The organism is Bradyrhizobium retamae (genome assembly GCF_001440415.1).
Taxonomy (GTDB): Bacteria; Pseudomonadota; Alphaproteobacteria; order Rhizobiales; family Xanthobacteraceae; genus Bradyrhizobium; species Bradyrhizobium retamae.
The window spans coordinates 158,354-174,744 of the sequence record NZ_LLYA01000170.1 but is presented as its reverse complement, the minus strand read 5'-3'; the positions used below and the strand labels follow the sequence as shown (position 1 = coordinate 174,744).

Here is a 16,391-nt window from a genome sequence, read left to right as displayed (position 1 = left end):
TACGTATCTAATGCGTTTTCGAACGGCGATACACGCCGCGCGGGCCGCGATACGGTTCAATTTCGGTTGGGCCTGCGGCCATCCGACGCCCAACCCGATGGCCTGTCGGCCCGGCAGGTCAGCCGTTTTCGGCCGCGCCGGCCAAGGACGCATTGTAACCGCAAAAATGTCAACAAAAGCAAAGGCCCGGACTGACGTCCGGGCCTTTGGCAGATCGGGAGTTCGGGACGGACCGGAAGGTTCCGGATTACTCGTCCTCTTCGGGCTGCTCTTCCGGCGGCGCCAGGCCTTCCAGCCCCTTGAGGAGCTCTTCCTCGGTCATGCGCTCGACCGCAACCTCGGTGTCGTCGGCATCCACGCTGGCACCGGCCGAGCCGATCAAAGGCACGGTATCGGGCTCAGGCTCGTCGACCTCGACGAATTTCTGCAGGGAATGAACCAGTTCCTCGCGGAGGTCTTCCGGGGAAATCGTGGAATCGGCGATTTCCCGCAGTGAAACGACTGGGTTTTTATCGTTATCGCGATCAACCGTCAGTTGCGATCCGGACGAAATCATACGGGCGCGATGCGCCGCCAGCAGCACAAGGTCGAACCGGTTGTCGACCTTGTCAATGCAATCTTCCACGGTGACGCGCGCCATAGACTGTCGCTCCGTTAAATGGGGCCAAATATGTCGGTTATGGGCGCTAGTTATAGTGGCAGGCGGTCTTTCGCAAGATCAAATTTGTGATTTGCCTTCCCAATGGGCTCTGATACGCCAACTCTTGGGGCCAGAAGGGCCGGAGCGTCCGGACGCGGCAGGGTTGCTGTACAGGACAAGTAAATCTCTTCATTGCATGTCAAAAGTATAGGTTTTTCGCCCTCGCCTCACCATAATTGCAGTGGTGACTGTCGTGGGGCACGATTCACCGAACTTTAGGCAACAGAACTGGAAAGTGCGCGCGGCCGTTGGCCGCTGCGCTAGAAAAGCTAACAACAACGTGAGAACCATTTGATGTCACCAGCTTCCAACAAGATTGCGCTCTTCATCGATGGCGCCAACCTCTACGCAACGGCCAAGACGCTCGGCTTCGACATCGATTACAAGCGCCTTCTCAAGGAATTTCAGAGCCGAGGAACGCTGTTGCGTGCGTTTTATTACACGGCAATCATCGAGGATCAGGAATACTCCTCGATCCGTCCATTGATCGACTGGCTCGACTACAACGGCTACACCGTCGTCACCAAGGCAACCAAGGAATTCATCGACGCATCCGGCCGCCGCAAGGTGAAAGGCAACATGGATATCGAACTCGCCGTCGATGCCATGGAACTCGCCGAGCATGTCGATCAGATCGTGTTATTTTCGGGCGATGGCGATTTCCGCTCGCTGGTGGAAGCGGTGCAGCGTCGCGGCGTTCGCGTCACGGTCGTTTCGACCATTTCTAGTCAGCCGCCTATGATCGCCGACGAACTGCGCCGCCAAGCCGACGTCTTCACCGATCTTGTCGAGCTGCAATCAAAGCTGGGCCGCGATCCCTCCGAGCGCCCTGCCCCGCGCGAGCCGCGTCACCACTCGCCGCAATTCCTGCAGCGCGCGACCACCGTGGCGCCACGGGCCGGCGACGACGATTTCGACGATTGAGCATGAGCCAGTACACTGCTAGAGCCTCGGTTCTGATTGAAAACAGAACCGGGGCTTTTTGTTTTGGCGCGCGCCTCTGAGGAGAACCGGTATCGACGCCGCACCGGGTCCGTGACTGGATTTCGCTCAAAAACGCATTGGACTGATGGCTAATCTCCCCGCCCTTGCGGCTGCCGAACCCGACCGCAACTGCCCGCTCTGCCCGAGGCTCGCCGAATTCCGCGCGCAGGCGCGTGCCCGCGAGCCGGGCTGGCACAACTCGCCGGTCGCTTCGTTCGGCGATGCCTCCGCGCAACTGTTGATTGTCGGGCTGGCGCCGGGCCTGCAGGGAGCCAACCGGACCGGACGCCCATTCACCGGCGACTACGCCGGCGATCTGCTGTATGCGACCTTGCTGGCATATGGCTTTGCAAAGGGCGTCTACCAGGCGCGACCGGACGACGGACTGAAGCTCGTCAACTGCCGGATCAGCAACGCGGTGCGCTGCGTGCCGCCGCAAAACAAGCCGCTCCCGGTCGAGATCAGCACCTGCCGGCAATTTCTCAGCGCGACCATTGCCACGATGCCCAGACTTCGCGCGATCGTGGCGCTCGGGCGTATCGCCCATGAATCGACATTGAAGGCACTCAGCCTGCGCAACGGCGCCGCCCCCTTTGCGCACGGCGCCGTGCATAAAGCCGGCGCGGTCAGGCTCTACGACAGCTATCACTGCTCGCGCTACAACACCAACACGCGGGTGCTGACACCGGAGATGTTTCGCGACGTGTTTGCAAGAGTGCGGAAGGATTTGGAGTCGTAGAATCGCAGGGTGGGCACGCTGCGCTTTCCCCACCCTGCAATTTAGGCGGGATTTTCCTTCAGCCATGCCAATACGTCGGCGGCGTTCCGGTCGGGCGGGAAAACCGGATAGAACACGTGGGCAATGCGCCCATCGTCGACGATCAGCGCCAACCGCTTGATCAATGTCAGTCCCGCCACTTCCATGGTCGGCAAATTCAGGGCGCGGGTGAGCTTAAGCTTTTCATCCGACAGAACCGGAAACGGCAAATGCAGCCGTGACGCCATCTCGGTCTGGTAGACGTTGTCCTGAGTCGATAGGCCGAACACCTGCCTGGTGCCGGCCGCTTTCAATTCTGCAAACAGATCGCGGAACGAACAGGTTTGCGGCGTGCAGCCGCGCGCGCCAGGGATCATGTCCCAGTCGTCGACCAGGCTGATCTTGCCCGGCGACCCGGTGCGGGGATAGGCGAACACCACGGTGCGGCCGGGAAGCACCGAGAGCGTCACCGAACTATCATCGGTGGCCAGCAGCGTGACCGGCGGAATCGCCATGCCGACGAGATGCGCCGACGCGCCGTCGTCGACCGGCGGAGGGATCTTGCTCCAGTCGACTTCATGCAGGTTTTTCTGGTTCATCTCAGGCTCCACTTCCCTCGTAGGATGGGTAGAGCGCAGCGAAACCCATCGCAACCGTCGTCGATTGGAGTTCTATCTTGATGGGTATCGCTTCGCTCCACCCATCCTACGACCTATTCGCCCTCTATCCTCTCGCCCGCATCAGGCGACCTTTTTCCCGGCCCCAGTCGCGCTTCTTTTCGCTCTCGCGCTTGTCGTGCAGCTTCTTGCCCTTGGCGATCGCCAGCAACAGCTTGGCGCGGCCGCGCTCGTTGAAATAGAGTTTTAGCGGAATCAGCGTCATGCCTTCGCGATCGACTGCGCCCATCAGCTTGTTGATCTGCTTTCGGTGCAACAGCAATTTGCGCGGCCGTTTCGGCTCGTGGTTGAAGCGGTTGGCCTGCAGATATTCCGGAATATTGGCGTTGATCAACCAGATCTCGCCGTCCTTGGAATCCGCATAGGACTCCGCAATGGTGGTCTTGCCATTGCGGATCGACTTTACTTCCGTGCCGGTCAGCGCGATGCCGGCCTCGACCGTGTCCTCGATTGCATAATTGAACCGGGCCTTGCGGTTTTCGGCGACGACCTTGATTGGGCGCTCGTTCTTATCAGCCACGTTAGCCCTTCTTGAGGAGATCGCGGATCTCGATCAGCAGTTCTTCCTGTCGGGTCAGCTTCGGCGGCGCGGGCGGAGCTTCGTCCTTGCGCTTCAGCTTGTTCATGGCGCGAATAACGACGAACAGCACAAAGGCGACGATGAGGAAGTTCAGCGTCAGCGTAAGGAAATTGCCCCAAGCCAGTACGGCGCCTTGCTTTTTGGCGTCCGCCAGGTTGCTGGCGTTTACCGCCTTCGACAGTGGCGTGAAATAGTTGGAGAAATCAAGACCGCCGGTGATCGCGCCGATCACCGGCATGATGACGTCGCCGACCAGCGAGCTCACGATGGCGCCGAAGGCCGCACCGATGATGACGCCAACCGCGAGATCGACGACGTTACCCTTCATCGCGAATTCGCGGAATTCCTTCAGCATGCTGGCTTCCCCTCTTCGTTCTTCAGGCGAAGCGGAACCGCCTTAGTTGATCAGGCCGGCATGGACCATGGCGCTGCGCACGGCGACCCGCGTGGGCTCGGACACCGGCACCATCGGCAGCCGCAGCTTCTCGTCGATCTTGCCGAGCAGCGAGAGCGCGTATTTCACCGGCGCCGGATTGCTTTCGATGAAGAGGTTGTTGTGCAGCGGCATCAACTTGTCGTGCAACTTGAGCGCGGTGGCGTGATCGCCCTTCTGCCATGCCGCGTGGAACTCCGAGCACAGCCGCGGCGCGACGTTCGACGTGACCGAGATGCAGCCATGGCCGCCATGCGCCATGTAGCCGAGGATGGTGGCGTCCTCGCCCGACAATTGGTTGAAGTCCTCGCCCATCGCCGCGCGCTGCTGCGATACCCGCACCATGCTGGCGGTCGCATCCTTCACGCCGGCGATGTTCTTCAATGCGAACAGCCGCGTCATGGTCTCGACCGACATGTCGATCACGGAACGGCCGGGAATGTTGTAGATGATGATCGGAATGCCGATGGCATCGTTGATCGCCTTGAAGTGCTGGTACATGCCTTCCTGGGTCGGCTTGTTGTAGTACGGCGTCACTACGAGCACGGCATCTGCTCCTGCCTTTTCCGCGTGCTCGGCAAGCTCGACCGCTTCCCTGGTCGAGTTGGAACCCGCGCCGGCAATCACCGGCACCTTGCCCTTGGCCTCGTCGATGCACCATTCGACCACGCGCTTGTGCTCGTCATGGCTCAGCGTCGGGCTTTCACCGGTCGTGCCCACCGGGACCAGGCCGTTGGTACCTTCGGCGATCTGCCAGTTCACCAAGCCGCGGAAAGCGGCCTCGTCGACCGAGCCGTTCTTGAATGGCGTGACCAAGGCAGTAAACGACCCCCGGAATTTTGTCTTGGCTGCCATGGATTTCCTCCAAACGCTTAAGAAACGGCACGACCGAAACTGGATCTCAATTCATATCGGGTCTGGCGACTAGGCGAAAGGGCCGTGCATCAGGTGCTAGCGCCTTGTTCCGAAGCTCTTTCCCGCCGCGGGCCAATATCTACCATCCTCGAACGCTGATAGCCGCGATTTTGCCGTGGTGATGGCGCAAACAGGTCCACCGCGACGTTTTTCGCATTTTGTCCACATATTCAATCAAAATAGACCAAGGCTGGAGCGATTGAATGATTCGCCGCCGCAGAGGAAAGCCGTGATCCCTTCCGCCCGCGCCGCCGCGTTGCGATCGTCCGCACTGGCCACAAGCCTGGCGCTGGCGGTCGGACTGACTTCCTTCCCTGTTGAAAGCTGGGCCAAGTCAAAAGTTCCCGTACCGAAGCCGCGACCGATTGCCCGCAACGTCGTTCCCAAGTCCGCGCCGACAGCGAATACTGGCACCCCGGCTGCACCGACCGCGCCGGCGCATGCAGCGCCGGCGCCACCGCCGCCTGTTCTGGCGCCTGCGACCCGGCAGCATGCTGTCGCGCCGGCTCCGCGCAGACACGCCCCAGCCGCAGTGGCCGCGACCTCCTCGACGTCTCAGGCCGACAAGGACGCGCTGGAGAACGTCATCGAACTGGTGCGCAAGCAGAAGGCCGGCGATGCAACGCAGGTGCAAGCGTCGATCTCGGATCCGGTCGCCCGCAAGCTCGCGGAATGGCTGATCCTGCGCAGCGACAACAACAACGCCTCGGTCGAGCGCTACCGTGCGTTTATTTCAGCCAATCCGAGTTGGCCGTCGCAGACTTTCCTGCGCCGGCGCATCGAGGCCGCGCTGTGGGACGACCGCCGCGACGATTCGACCGTCTGGTCGTGGTTCGAGAACGAATCGCCGATCTCGGGCAAGGGCAAGTTCGCGCTGGCGAAGGCGATGCTCGCGCGCGGCGACCGCGCCAATGCCGAACGGCTGGTCCGCGAGGCCTGGCGTCACGACGGCATGTCGGAAGACACCGAGAACGCCGCGCTCGACATGTTCGGCGCGCTGCTGACGGCGGGCGATCACAAGGCACGGATGGAGTCGCTGCTTTACGGCACCGAGCAGGAAACCGGCGGCATGCGCGCCGCGAAACGGCTCGGCTCGGGCCATGTCGCGCTTGCGAAAGCGCGGATCGCGGCCAACAAAAAGTCCTCCAACCTCAGGGCGCTGCTTGAGGCGGTGCCGCGCGAATTGCACGGCGAAACCGGCTACATCTTCGCGAAAATCCAGCTACTTCGCCGCGAAGAGAAGTTCAATGAGGCCGCGCAGCTCATGCTGAGCGCGCCGAAAGACCCGAATCGCCTGCACAATCTCAACGAATGGTGGATCGAGCGGCGCTTGCTGGCGCGCAAGATGCTTGATGTCGGCGAGCATCGCACCGCGTATCTCATCGCGCGGGATGCGGCGCTGCCGACGCGCGACATCTACAAGACCGAGCAGGAATTCACCGCCGGCTGGATTGCGCTGCGGTTCCTGAAAGATCCTGCGGTCGCAGCCCAGCATTTTGCGCGCATCGGCGTCGGCAGTGCGAACCCGACTGCTTTGGCGCGCGCCGGCTATTGGCAAGGCCGTGCCGCGGAAGCGGCGGGCCGCGCGCAAGAGGCCCGCGCGGCTTATGGGCGCGCGGCCGAACAATCAACCAGCTATTATGGTCAGCTCGCCCGCGCCAAGCTTGGCCTGCCGCAGCTTCAGTTGAACGGCGTCCCGAGCGCCCGCGGCCGTGGCGTCGAGCGATTCGAGATCGTTCGCGCGGTGCAGCTGCTATATGACCTCGACGAGCGCGAACTCGCGATCCGGATTTTAGCCGACATGGGCGAGAACGGCGATCCCGAAGCCCTGGTGGGTCTCGGCGAACTCACCTCGCGCTACCGCGACGCCCGCGGCATGCTGCTGCTCGGCAAGGCCGCGCTCAATCGCGGCCTGCCGTTCGACGTCTACGCCTATCCCGTCACCGGCATCCCGTCGTTCAAGCAGATCGGACCCGAGGTCGAGCCCAGCGTCATCTATTCAATCGCGCGGCAGGAAAGCGCCTTCAATCCGGCCGTGGTCTCTCCGGCCCAGGCCTACGGGCTGATGCAGGTAACGCCGGACGCCGGTCGCTATGTCTGCAAGCGGGCCGGCGTCAGCTTCGATCTTCAGCGGATGAAGACGGACTCGGTCTACAACGCCATGCTCGGCGCCGCCGAGCTCGGCGGGCTGCTCAAGGACTACCGCGGCTCCTACATCCTGACCTTCGCCGGCTACAATGCCGGTCGCGGCAGTGTGAAGAAATGGATCGAGCGCTACGGCGATCCGCGCGATCCCAAGGTCGATGCGGTCGATTGGGTCGAGCAGATCCCGTTCTCCGAGACGCGGAACTACGTACAGCGGATCATGGAGAATCTGCAGGTCTATCGCGCGCGGTTCGGCGGCGGGACCAAGCTTCAAATTGAAGCCGACCTGCACCGCGGCGCCAGCGTCGAATAGCGTCAGGCAACCCGACTTGACCTGAATATTGAGCCACGGCCCGGAACGAGCCTGCGGGCCGCAGCTATCTTCGCAATAAGTCCTGAAGCGCGGATAAGGCATGCGCCGCCCTTTGTCCGTGCCACGAACCATACCCACAATGAAAAACCCCCGGCAGTTGCCTGCCGGGGGTTCTCCTAGTGTTTCAAGTCTTTCGGGATCAGAAGTTACGCTGAGCGCGAACGTTCAGGAACACAGTGCTCTGGTCCCGGAACTCGTAGATGGCAGTCGGCTTCGGAGCCGTCGGCGTCAGGATGGCAGAACCGCTCATCTTCTGGTCGAGGAAGAACGCACCGACTTCAGCCGAGAACGTCAGGTTCCTGACGGGAGTCCAGCGGGTGGTAACACCAACCTGGGCGAAGTTGAAGGACGGGTTGCAGGAGAAGTCTGCAGACACGACCTTGCCAGTTACGTAGTTAGCGCACCAGGCGCCCCTTGCCGAGGTGATGTCCAGCTCGTCGCCACCGTAACGGACCTGACCATAGCTGCCCCAGAGGCTGGTCGACCAGTAGGGATCCCAGTTGTGGTTGAACGCACCACGGATACCCCAAGCATCCACCAGCTTGATGCCGTCGGTGAAGCCAGGCAGGTACACACCATCAGCCGTCTGACCGAAGCCGATGCTCTGGTAGCCACCCGCAAGACCGGTGTCACCGAACATCACGAAGCTCGGCGAAGCGCCGCTTGTGGAGACCACCGACTTGGTGGAGCCCTTGGCGTAGGTGGCGTCGATCTTGAAGTCGTCGCCCGCGCCGGTCGGCAGGTTCTTGATCTGCAACGCAGCCATCACCGCACCGCCCCACTTGCTTTCGGGGTGGCCAGAGATCTCCGACAGGTTGTTCGGAGTGCCGTTGGCGTTGAGGATGTTGTAAGAACCGTTCACGAGATGCGCCAAACCACCGATCTGGAACAGACCCCAAGCCTGGTCGACGCGGATGTTGCCGACGATGTCAGGAGCACGCACGCCGCCGTAGGCTTGAGCGCCCGCCGTAGCGAAGCCGCCGATTCCAGAGGAAAGGTTCAGCAGCGCGGTGCGGTTGTACACGGTCGGTTCATCCAGACCGATGGTGGCCGACACGCCATTGCCGAACTGAGCGGTGTACTGGATGTTGTTGACGCCGGTCACGTAGTCCGGACCGCCCATCAAGAACGAGTTGTTGTTGCCCGGATAGCCGTTCCAGGGCGACGCAAAGGCCGAAACCGACTTACCGAAGGTGAAGCCCGCGAACTGCAGGAAGATCTGGTCGACCGCGACATAGCCACCGCCCGCGGAGTCAAGCAGTTGCGTGTTGTTGCCGAGGTTGGTCGCGAGCGAGTTCGGATTGAAGGTGTTGTTGCCGAGCGTGCTGAGTTGGATGTTGGCCTGACCGAAGGTGCGGACAACGCCGTATTCAGTGGCGGTGCGGGTATCAACCGTCAGCGCCAAACGGGAACGGGCCGCGAAGTAATTGGCGTAGCGGTTGCCCTGACCGATATCACCGCTCCATGCTGGCGAGCCATAGATGCCGCCGTTGAACGTGGTGTCGATGCGCAGATAACCACCCAGCTTGATGCAGGTGTCGGTGCCCGGGATATAGAAGAAACCCGCGCCATATAGGGAGCAGATCCTCACGTACTCGACCGCTTTGGCCTTGACGGGAAGATCGGCCGCCTGTGCTCCGCCCATGGCGATCAGACCCGCCGCTGAGCCGAGAATAAGGCTCTTAACCATCTTCATGCTAAACCTCCAAGTTGCTCTGTAGGGAAGGTTCCGGATCCGCTGGGTGAAACACCCTAAGGTTGGTTCCCTTGTCCCCTGAAACCCGCTTAGTCGCTTCGCGCCTTCGGACACTCCCGCATGAACGCGAGGGACTTAAGCGAACCACCTAAAACGGGACGACCTCGGGATGCCCCCCTCCGTCGCCCGATCACAATTACCGAGGACTTCTGCACAAGCAACAAAGGAACCGCTTCGAGCGGCCCCACTTCGCCCCTTTTCCGAAGGGTGTTGCACAAATAACACGTGTTTGTGATCGAAGTTTCTCTACAAGCCTTTGTTTCTAATAAACATTTTTGATTAGTTCTATTTGACTCGTGAATTGTTACGTGGGCAGCGCAGCAAGCGGTTCTGCCCTCCGAACGAATGTCATCGCGTCGAATCGAATGGCGGGATTCGCCGAATCCGCATCGACCGAACACGATAGAGAAGGCGACGCGCGGCAGCCGGTTTGGGCGCGATTCATGACAAGTATAAAGACTAAGCCGGCGGCCCCGCCGTCATGACCAGTTTCGGCCGGCGGCTCCCAGGGAACCAGCTCGTGAGAAACTGCAAAAAGCCCCGGAATCGAAGTGCATTCGCTGGGCGAAGACGACGCTTTATATAAGCGCCTGCTCCCAGGCCCCTTAATCGGGCTACATCCCCGCGCCGAATCGAATGCGAGGCCTTGAAAAGAAGCGGTGTGACATGCTCTGCGGGATACGGGATCGACCCGGAAGGAACGCCTACGGCGGCACCGCCACCAAATAGCCCCGGCGTAACCTGAATCTGCCGCTTGCGGCTCGCCCTCGCGTCGGGCATATCCGCCCTCATGGAGCTGTGGCCGAGTGGCTGAAGGCGGCGGTTTGCTAAACCGTTATAGGGTTGTAAAGCCCTATCGAGGGTTCGAATCCCTCCGGCTCCGCCACCCTTCGCCCTGCCGGGCTTCGGGTGGCGGGCCACCCGAGGGCCGACAGAGCGAAGGGTGTCTCCCGAAGCTCTATTAAGAGCGCAGGGAGACTGTAACCACGTGTGGTACGTCTACTTCCTCGAAACTGAGCAATGGCGACATCTACGTCGACTCAACGGACGATCTGCGACGAAGAGTTGCGTCCCATCAGCAGGGACACGTCATCTCGATAAGCAAGTATTTGCCCTTGCCATAACCATTGCGCCATTTGCGATGATGCTGGATCGTCTCTTGCCGTTGCGAGCGCATCCGATCAGCATCGGATTTACCACACGCAGTGGAGCACAGCATGAAAAAGGAATAACTCGAAGCAATCCTCGACGATGGCGAGAACACGCCTGATCTCGGCCCGATCGAAGACCACCTTCACGGCATCGCAACGGAAGCAGACCTTCCTGATTTCGCCATCGCCGTTTGTACGGCGGATCGAAGAAGCCGCGCCGAAATTGCGCGCCTCGAGAGAGCTGCGGATGGCGAGCTCTTGTCAGACGATGAAAGTCTGCTGCTGTTCCGCGGGCTTCATATCCTGGGCGGAGCTTGTAACCGCGAATCTTGCCAGCCGCTCTTGCGCCTGCTGCGCCGGCCCTTCGATGAGGTCGACGATCTCATCGGCGATACCGTCATTGAAAGCCTGGCCAATATTGTCACTGGCGTGTTCGATGATGATAGCGACGCCCTGTTCGCTCTGATCACCGACCGCTCAATCGACGGATTCATCCGTGAAGCGTTGTTCGGCGCGGGCGCGCCACGTCGGGCGTAACGATCCATGTCCCTGCGGGAGTGGCAAGAAGGCGAAGAAATGCTGCCTTGCCAACGGAGAGCCGCCGGCGTGACGCCGCCGTCTTTCAATGCGCGGTCATCCACGCACGCGCCTCGCGCTGTGCGGCGGCGATTTCGGCATCCGACATCATGGCGGCAACCTCGCGGCGCATGGAGATTGCATCCGCGCGTCCCTTCAGCGCGGCGAGATTGAACCATTTGTGGGCCGCGACGAGATTGACCACGCCGGAACGGCCGCTCGCCCAGTAAAGGCCGCGCTCGAACAGCACGTCCGGAATTGCGGTCGCCTCCACCGGAATTGCGGTATCGAGATCGATCTGCCCCTGAAACATATGTAGCTCCCCTTCTTATCGTTGCCGCCCTCCCCCGAGCGCGGCCCCTGTCCACTGTTGACATCCCCGGCGCGCGATCAGCAAAAGTGGAAACCGGTTTTGCGTCCGATCGCGCGCCCTTTATTGGAAGAACGCATGATCTGATCGCCAAACCGCCTACACTTTGGCGGATCATGCGCGTGCCGTTTTCCGGTCTGTTGTTGGGATGATCATGGCCGAACAAATTTGAAGGGCAGTTTAAGGTTCGCGATGAACGGGGCGTAAACGCGCACCTTGCGCCGTTGAACACGAAAATCGCAGAAGTATCTGCGGCACAGGGAGAAGTGGCCAATCGTGAAGGTCGGTTTACCCTGCGGTTTTGCGGAACGATAACCATTGCGGCCAATGTCGGTGTCATCGTCACCGTCACCCCGATCGAAGCGTTGACGGTTCCAGCAGATGACCCGGGCGGCACGCAACTCTGCGGGCGTGCCGGCCACCGAAACGCGCCTGCCGGCGCGACAGGCGGAACCGAACCGGCGCCTGTGGACGATGTGAATTTGGAAAACTTCAGTGCCGGACGCCTGATGCGCGGGCTGTCGGAGCGCTCCAGCGAGAGTGGGCGTTCCGGGGGCGAGTACGCCCCAAGGGAACGAGGGCGTCGGCGAACACGTCAGGACCAGATTTCAAGCCGGGCTTTTGGCCCCGGTGAAATTGCGAGCAGTTAAGGATGCCCGCACCGAACGAAGAAAACCTGTTTCTTCTGCCGGACCGGTTTGAAAGAGCAAGCTCTTCCGAAATACGATCCAGCCGTTTGACCTGATGTCTCGCCGACACCCTCTTTCGTCGACCAGAGCCTTCAGCGTTTCGTCTTGGGGCTCGGATGACGTGCCGGCATCGAGCCGCCGGCAATTTTCAAAGAAGCGAACTTACTTCTTCTTCTTGGCGACCTTGCGGGTCTTCTTCGCAGTCTTCTTCACTGCGCTCTTCGCTTTCTTCGCCTTCTTAGCTTTCTTGGCCATGTTGCCCTCCTAATGTAGTGAGATGGCTTAGTCGCTGCGTGCACTCGGGAATCGAGATGCACTACATCCCGAATACACCAACACATCCAAAAAAACAGCGTCCCGCTTAAGGAAGTGTTGACGCGGTAATGTGAGAGCGCGAGCAGCGCTGCAGTCGACGACGCAACGACATGCTCGCGCGTCGATGCAAAAAGTGCCGCAACGATCGACATCGGCGTTTGTCAAGATTGCAAGAATCGCCTGTGCCGCAGCGCTTTCTTGGATTCGCGCAAACCACGTTCGATGCGCACTCGATGTCGTCGCGACTCACTGATGGTGCGAAAACGTCGTGTGCACGGACTCTGAGTCGCAAATTTTGGCAATAAAAAAATTTTCGTGGGCACGGCGTTGGCGTCTCATCGCCGCTCGCCAAAACCGAACTTTTTTGCGAATCGCGAAGACCGATTCGCAACTGCGCTATCGGGCGCGCGGGTGAATTTCAGATCGCGATGGACGATCGAAACACGCTCGCGCGCATCAATCAACGACGGAGTCGTCCCGTTACGGGACGCCTCAGATGCCGAGCTTCGTCTTCAGGAGATCGTTGACTGCTTGCGGATTGGCCTTGCCGCCGGACTGCTTCATCACCTGCCCAACGAACCAGCCGGCGAGCTGCGGCTTGGCTTTCGCCTGCGCAACCTTGTCCGGATTGGCGGCGATGATGTCGTCGACGACCTTCTCGATCGCACCGAGATCGGTGACCTGCTTCATGCCGCGCGCTTCGACCAGCTCGCGCGGGTCGCCACCTTCCTGCCAGACTATCTCGAACAGATCCTTTGCGATCTTGCCGGAGATCGTGCCCTCGCCGATCAGGCCAACGATCGCGGCCAACTGCGCCGCCGACACTGGCGACGCCGTAATGCCATGGCCTTCCTTGTTGAGGCGTCCGAACAGCTCGTTGATCACCCAATTGGCGGCGAGCTTGCCGTCGCGCGCCTTGTCCGCAAGTCCATCCAGCACGGCCTCATAGAAGACCGCGCTCTCACGCTCGGCCACCAGCACGCCAGCATCGTAGGCCGACAGGCCGAGGCTCTCGATGAAGCGCGCCTTCTTCTGGTCCGGCAATTCCGGCAGCTTCGCCTTGAGCTCATCGACATAGCTTTGCGTGAACTCGAGCGGCAGCAGGTCGGGATCGGGGAAATAGCGATAGTCGTGCGCCTCTTCCTTGGAGCGCATCGATCGCGTCTCACCCTTGTTGGGGTCGAACAGGCGCGTCTCCTGGTCGATCGTGCCGCCATCCTCGATGATCTCGATCTGACGCCGCGCCTCGTACTCGATCGCCTGGCCGATGAAGTTGATCGAGTTCATGTTCTTGATTTCGCAGCGGGTGCCGAGCGGCCCGCCGGGCTTGCGCACGGAAACGTTCACATCGGCGCGCAACGAGCCCTTCTCCATGTCGCCGTCGCAGGTGCCGAGATAGCGCAGGATGGAGCGAAGTTTGGTTACGTAGGCCTTGGCCTGCTCGGCATCGCGGATATCGGGTCTTGACACGATCTCCATCAACGCCACGCCGGAGCGGTTGAGGTCGACATAGGACATGGTCGGTGACTGATCGTGCAGCGACTTGCCGGCATCCTGTTCCAGGTGCAGCCGCTCGATACCAATCGTAGCGGTCTTGCCGCCGTCCAGTTCGACGACGATCTCGCCCTCGCCTACGATCGGCGACTTGTACTGGCTGATCTGATAGCCCTGCGGCGAGTCCGGATAGAAATAGTTTTTTCGGTCGAACACCGAACGCCGGTTGATCTTGGCGTTGAGGCCGAGCCCGGTTCTGACAGCCTGCTTGACGCATTCCTCGTTGATGACCGGCAGCATGCCCGGCATCGCGGCATCGACCAGCGACACATGGCTGTTGGGCTCGCCGCCGAATTCGGTCGACGCGCCCGAGAACAGTTTTGATTTCGAGGTGACCTGGGCGTGCACCTCCATCCCGATCACGACTTCCCAGTCGCCCGTCTGGCCCTTGATCAATTTTCCCGGTTTGACTGACACGGTCATGCTTTTCTACCTCCGAGCAGCGCGGACACGATCCGCTCCCATTCGGCTTCCAGAGAGTCCTTTGCCACCGGCTGGCCGGCCTGACGGTACCAGTAGCCGGCGTTGCTGAGATCGCCTTCGACCCGGTGCAGATAGGCATGCACCCAGGCGGCGTTCGCATCGCTCTCGTCCTGAACGATCTTGTGCGCCCGGTCCCAGTCGCCCTTGGCAGCCCACCACAACGCGGCCAGCGGCGGCTCGAGGCCCCGCGCGGGCGCTGCGTCCGTCAAGCTGGCGCGGAAATCCGCCATGGCTACCACCAGCGCGGCGGGGTGAAGCGGCCGGCCGCCTGCTCCACGACTTCGCCGAGCGAGAACAGCGTCTCCTCATCGAACGGACGGCCGATCAACTGCAGGCCAAGCGGCAGTCCCTGCGCATCCTTGCCGGCCGGCACGGCGATGCCCGGCAGCCCCGCCATGTTCACCGTCACCGTAAAGATGTCGTTGAGATACATTTCGACCGGATCGGCGCCGCCCTTTTCGCCGACGCCGAAGGCGGCCGAGGGCGTCGCGGGCGTCAGGATCGCGCTGATGCCCTTGGCGAAGCAATCTTCAAAATCCCTCTTGATCAGGGTGCGCACTTTTTGCGCGCGCAGATAATAGGCATCGTAATAGCCGGCCGAGAGCACATAAGTGCCGATCATGACGCGGCGGCGCACTTCATCGCCAAACCCTTCCGCGCGGGTGTTCTCGTACAACTCGCCTATGCTGCGGCCCGGCACGCGCAGGCCATAGCGCACGCCGTCGTAGCGCGCGAGGTTCGACGAGGCTTCCGCCGGCGCCACAATGTAATAGGCCGGCAGCGCGTATTTGGTGTGCGGCAGCGACACCTCGACCAGTTCGGCGCCGGCCGCTTTCAGCCATGCCGCGCCTTCGCTCCAGAGCTTTTCGATTTCCGCCGGCATGCCGTCGAGGCGATACTCTTTCGGGATACCGATCTTCATGCCTTTCACGGACTTGCCGACGGCGGCTTCGTAATCGGGCACGCCGATGTCGACCGAGGTCGTGTCCTTCGGGTCGTGGCCCGCCATCGAGCGCATCAGGATCGCGGAATCGCGCACCGTGCGCGCGATCGGACCGGCCTGGTCGAGCGAGGACGCGAACGCCACGATGCCCCAACGCGAGCAGCGGCCGTAGGTCGGCTTGACGCCGACGGTTGCGGTGAAGGCGGCGGGCTGGCGGATTGAACCGCCGGTGTCGGTCGCAGTCGCGCCCATGCAGAGCAGCGCTGCCACCGCGGATGCCGATCCGCCGGACGAGCCGCCCGGCACCAGCGCGGTGTTGGAACCCTCGCGCCGCCACGGATTGACCACCGGGCCGAAACACGAGGTCTCGTTCGACGAGCCCATCGCGAATTCGTCATTGTTGAGCTTGCCGAGCATCACGGCACCGTCGCGCCAGAGCTGCGAGGTCACGGTCGATTCATACGGCGGCACGAAGTTGCCGAGGATCTTCGAGCACGCGGTGGTGCGCACATCTTTCGTTGCGAACAGGTCCTTGATACCGAGCGGAATGCCGGCAAGCGGCCCGCCCTCGCCCTTGGCAATCTTCGCATCGACCGTACGCGCCATGGCACGCGCCTGGTCGGGCGTTTCCAGCACGAAGGCATTGAGCGAACGCGCCGCTTCAATCGCGGCGAGATGCGCGTCCGTCAGTTCAAGCGAGGTGAAAGACTTGCTCGCGAGGCCGGACCTGGCCTCCGCGATCGTCAGAGATGTCAGGTCGGTCATTTATTGATCGGGCTGCAGAAGAACGGAGAAAGCGTCTTGTCGGCGGCGGGGCTATTCGATTCCTGGGCGCGCGCCTTGTCGGCTGCCTCGAGCTGATCAAGCACGGCATCCATCGCCTTGTCGGGATCGGCGGCCTTGCCCTGCCGCTCCATCGCGTCGAGATAGTTCATATAGGCCTGATAGGCCTTTTCATCGTCGCAGAGCAGACACATCGGACTTCCGATC

General features: G+C 61.3%; 17 protein-coding genes and 1 tRNA gene. 6 read left to right on the top strand and 12 right to left on the bottom strand.

The window, feature by feature from the left end; genetic code table 11:
• Positions 1 to 247: 247 nt before the first annotated feature.
• Positions 248 to 640, bottom strand: a complete 393-nt coding sequence (gene rpoZ, locus CQ13_RS26205; protein ID WP_024512695.1) for a DNA-directed RNA polymerase subunit omega — start codon at positions 638 to 640, stop codon at positions 248 to 250.
• Positions 641 to 994: 354 nt separating this feature from the next.
• Here rpoZ and CQ13_RS26200 point away from each other — a divergent pair, with 354 nt between their 5' ends.
• Positions 995 to 1,624 (top strand): LabA-like NYN domain-containing protein, encoded by a 630-nt coding sequence (locus CQ13_RS26200; protein ID WP_028345653.1) that lies wholly within the window; start codon positions 995 to 997, stop codon positions 1,622 to 1,624.
• A gap of 145 nt (positions 1,625 to 1,769) precedes the next feature.
• Positions 1,770 to 2,423: a uracil-DNA glycosylase gene (locus tag CQ13_RS26195; RefSeq protein WP_057845704.1), complete on the top strand. Its 654-nt coding sequence runs from the start codon at positions 1,770 to 1,772 to the stop codon at positions 2,421 to 2,423.
• Between the two features lie 41 nt (positions 2,424 to 2,464).
• Here CQ13_RS26195 and CQ13_RS26190 read toward each other — a convergent pair whose 3' ends face one another.
• The 4 genes from CQ13_RS26190 to dapA all read right to left on the bottom strand — a co-directional run bounded on the left by CQ13_RS26190 (position 2,465) and on the right by dapA (position 4,986).
• Positions 2,465 to 3,040, bottom strand: a complete 576-nt coding sequence (locus CQ13_RS26190) for a peroxiredoxin (protein WP_057845703.1) — start codon at positions 3,038 to 3,040, stop codon at positions 2,465 to 2,467.
• Positions 3,041 to 3,164: 124 nt separating this feature from the next.
• Positions 3,165 to 3,638 (bottom strand): SsrA-binding protein SmpB, encoded by a 474-nt coding sequence (gene smpB, locus CQ13_RS26185; protein WP_057845702.1) that lies wholly within the window; start codon positions 3,636 to 3,638, stop codon positions 3,165 to 3,167.
• A 1-nt stretch (position 3,639) separates the two neighbouring features.
• Complete coding sequence (gene mscL / locus CQ13_RS26180) at positions 3,640 to 4,053, bottom strand: large conductance mechanosensitive channel protein MscL (protein ID WP_057845701.1); 414 nt, start codon at positions 4,051 to 4,053, stop codon at positions 3,640 to 3,642.
• A gap of 42 nt (positions 4,054 to 4,095) precedes the next feature.
• On the bottom strand, positions 4,096 to 4,986 hold the full coding sequence (dapA, locus tag CQ13_RS26175; protein ID WP_057845700.1) for a 4-hydroxy-tetrahydrodipicolinate synthase: 891 nt from the start codon (positions 4,984 to 4,986) through the stop codon (positions 4,096 to 4,098).
• A 289-nt stretch (positions 4,987 to 5,275) separates the two neighbouring features.
• Between dapA and CQ13_RS26170 the strand changes: the two genes are divergently transcribed.
• On the top strand, positions 5,276 to 7,504 hold the full coding sequence (locus CQ13_RS26170; RefSeq protein WP_430649713.1) for a lytic transglycosylase domain-containing protein: 2,229 nt from the start codon (positions 5,276 to 5,278) through the stop codon (positions 7,502 to 7,504).
• Between the two features lie 199 nt (positions 7,505 to 7,703).
• On the opposite strand, the gene CQ13_RS26165 is transcribed toward CQ13_RS26170, so the two are convergent.
• Positions 7,704 to 9,260: a porin gene (locus CQ13_RS26165; RefSeq protein WP_057845699.1), complete on the bottom strand. Its 1,557-nt coding sequence runs from the start codon at positions 9,258 to 9,260 to the stop codon at positions 7,704 to 7,706.
• An 852-nt stretch (positions 9,261 to 10,112) separates the two neighbouring features.
• On the opposite strand from CQ13_RS26165, the gene CQ13_RS26160 reads away from it, so the two are divergent.
• The 3 genes from CQ13_RS26160 to CQ13_RS47250 all read left to right on the top strand — a co-directional run bounded on the left by CQ13_RS26160 (position 10,113) and on the right by CQ13_RS47250 (position 11,081).
• Positions 10,113 to 10,206: transfer RNA gene (locus CQ13_RS26160), tRNA-Ser, on the top strand.
• Between the two features lie 523 nt (positions 10,207 to 10,729).
• Positions 10,730 to 11,008, top strand: coding sequence for a DUF1186 domain-containing protein (locus CQ13_RS44600; RefSeq protein ID WP_057845698.1), 279 nt, complete (start codon positions 10,730 to 10,732; stop codon positions 11,006 to 11,008).
• Positions 10,968 to 11,081, top strand: coding sequence for an SEC-C metal-binding domain-containing protein (locus CQ13_RS47250; protein WP_197427437.1), 114 nt, complete (start codon positions 10,968 to 10,970; stop codon positions 11,079 to 11,081). Before CQ13_RS44600 ends, CQ13_RS47250 begins: the two co-directional genes overlap by 41 nt.
• Positions 11,082 to 11,093: 12 nt before the next feature.
• Here CQ13_RS47250 and CQ13_RS26150 read toward each other — a convergent pair whose 3' ends face one another.
• From CQ13_RS26150 to CQ13_RS26130, 6 genes are all read right to left on the bottom strand, one after another.
• Complete coding sequence (locus tag CQ13_RS26150) at positions 11,094 to 11,360, bottom strand: hypothetical protein (RefSeq protein ID WP_057845697.1); 267 nt, start codon at positions 11,358 to 11,360, stop codon at positions 11,094 to 11,096.
• A gap of 209 nt (positions 11,361 to 11,569) precedes the next feature.
• Positions 11,570 to 11,839 carry a hypothetical protein gene (locus CQ13_RS43440; protein WP_156433913.1) on the bottom strand — a complete coding sequence of 90 codons (270 nt, stop codon included), beginning with the start codon at positions 11,837 to 11,839 and terminating at the stop codon, positions 11,570 to 11,572.
• A gap of 1,074 nt (positions 11,840 to 12,913) precedes the next feature.
• The gene (gene gatB / locus CQ13_RS26145) at positions 12,914 to 14,398 is read right to left on the bottom strand and encodes an Asp-tRNA(Asn)/Glu-tRNA(Gln) amidotransferase subunit GatB (RefSeq protein WP_057845696.1); all 1,485 of its coding nucleotides are present in this window, start codon (positions 14,396 to 14,398) and stop codon (positions 12,914 to 12,916) included.
• Entirely contained in the window at positions 14,395 to 14,688 is a 294-nt protein-coding gene (locus tag CQ13_RS26140; protein WP_057845695.1) for a hypothetical protein, read from the bottom strand. Before CQ13_RS26140 ends, gatB begins: the two co-directional genes overlap by 4 nt.
• Before the next feature lie 2 nt (positions 14,689 to 14,690).
• Complete coding sequence (gene gatA / locus CQ13_RS26135; RefSeq protein WP_057845694.1) at positions 14,691 to 16,166, bottom strand: Asp-tRNA(Asn)/Glu-tRNA(Gln) amidotransferase subunit GatA; 1,476 nt, start codon at positions 16,164 to 16,166, stop codon at positions 14,691 to 14,693.
• Positions 16,163 to 16,378, bottom strand: coding sequence for a hypothetical protein (locus CQ13_RS26130; protein WP_057845693.1), 216 nt, complete (start codon positions 16,376 to 16,378; stop codon positions 16,163 to 16,165). Before CQ13_RS26130 ends, gatA begins: the two co-directional genes overlap by 4 nt.
• Positions 16,379 to 16,391: the final 13 nt, after the last annotated feature.

What these genes read in the sequence shown, in the direction of transcription:
- rpoZ (WP_024512695.1), bottom strand. Translation starts at nt 640, where the DNA reads ATGGCGCGCGTCACCGTGGAAGATTGCATTGACAAGGTCGACAACCGG.
- CQ13_RS26200 (WP_028345653.1), top strand. Translation starts at nt 995, where the DNA reads ATGTCACCAGCTTCCAACAAGATTGCGCTCTTCATCGATGGCGCCAAC.
- CQ13_RS26165 (WP_057845699.1), bottom strand. Translation starts at nt 9,260, where the DNA reads ATGAAGATGGTTAAGAGCCTTATTCTCGGCTCAGCGGCGGGTCTGATC.
- gatA (WP_057845694.1), bottom strand. Translation starts at nt 16,166, where the DNA reads ATGACCGACCTGACATCTCTGACGATCGCGGAGGCCAGGTCCGGCCTC.
- CQ13_RS26190 (WP_057845703.1), bottom strand. Translation starts at nt 3,040, where the DNA reads ATGAACCAGAAAAACCTGCATGAAGTCGACTGGAGCAAGATCCCTCCG.
- CQ13_RS26140 (WP_057845695.1), bottom strand. Translation starts at nt 14,688, where the DNA reads ATGGCGGATTTCCGCGCCAGCTTGACGGACGCAGCGCCCGCGCGGGGC.
- dapA (WP_057845700.1), bottom strand. Translation starts at nt 4,986, where the DNA reads ATGGCAGCCAAGACAAAATTCCGGGGGTCGTTTACTGCCTTGGTCACG.
- CQ13_RS26195 (WP_057845704.1), top strand. Translation starts at nt 1,770, where the DNA reads ATGGCTAATCTCCCCGCCCTTGCGGCTGCCGAACCCGACCGCAACTGC.
- mscL (WP_057845701.1), bottom strand. Translation starts at nt 4,053, where the DNA reads ATGCTGAAGGAATTCCGCGAATTCGCGATGAAGGGTAACGTCGTCGAT.
- CQ13_RS26150 (WP_057845697.1), bottom strand. Translation starts at nt 11,360, where the DNA reads ATGTTTCAGGGGCAGATCGATCTCGATACCGCAATTCCGGTGGAGGCG.
- CQ13_RS26130 (WP_057845693.1), bottom strand. Translation starts at nt 16,378, where the DNA reads ATGTGTCTGCTCTGCGACGATGAAAAGGCCTATCAGGCCTATATGAAC.
- gatB (WP_057845696.1), bottom strand. Translation starts at nt 14,398, where the DNA reads ATGACCGTGTCAGTCAAACCGGGAAAATTGATCAAGGGCCAGACGGGC.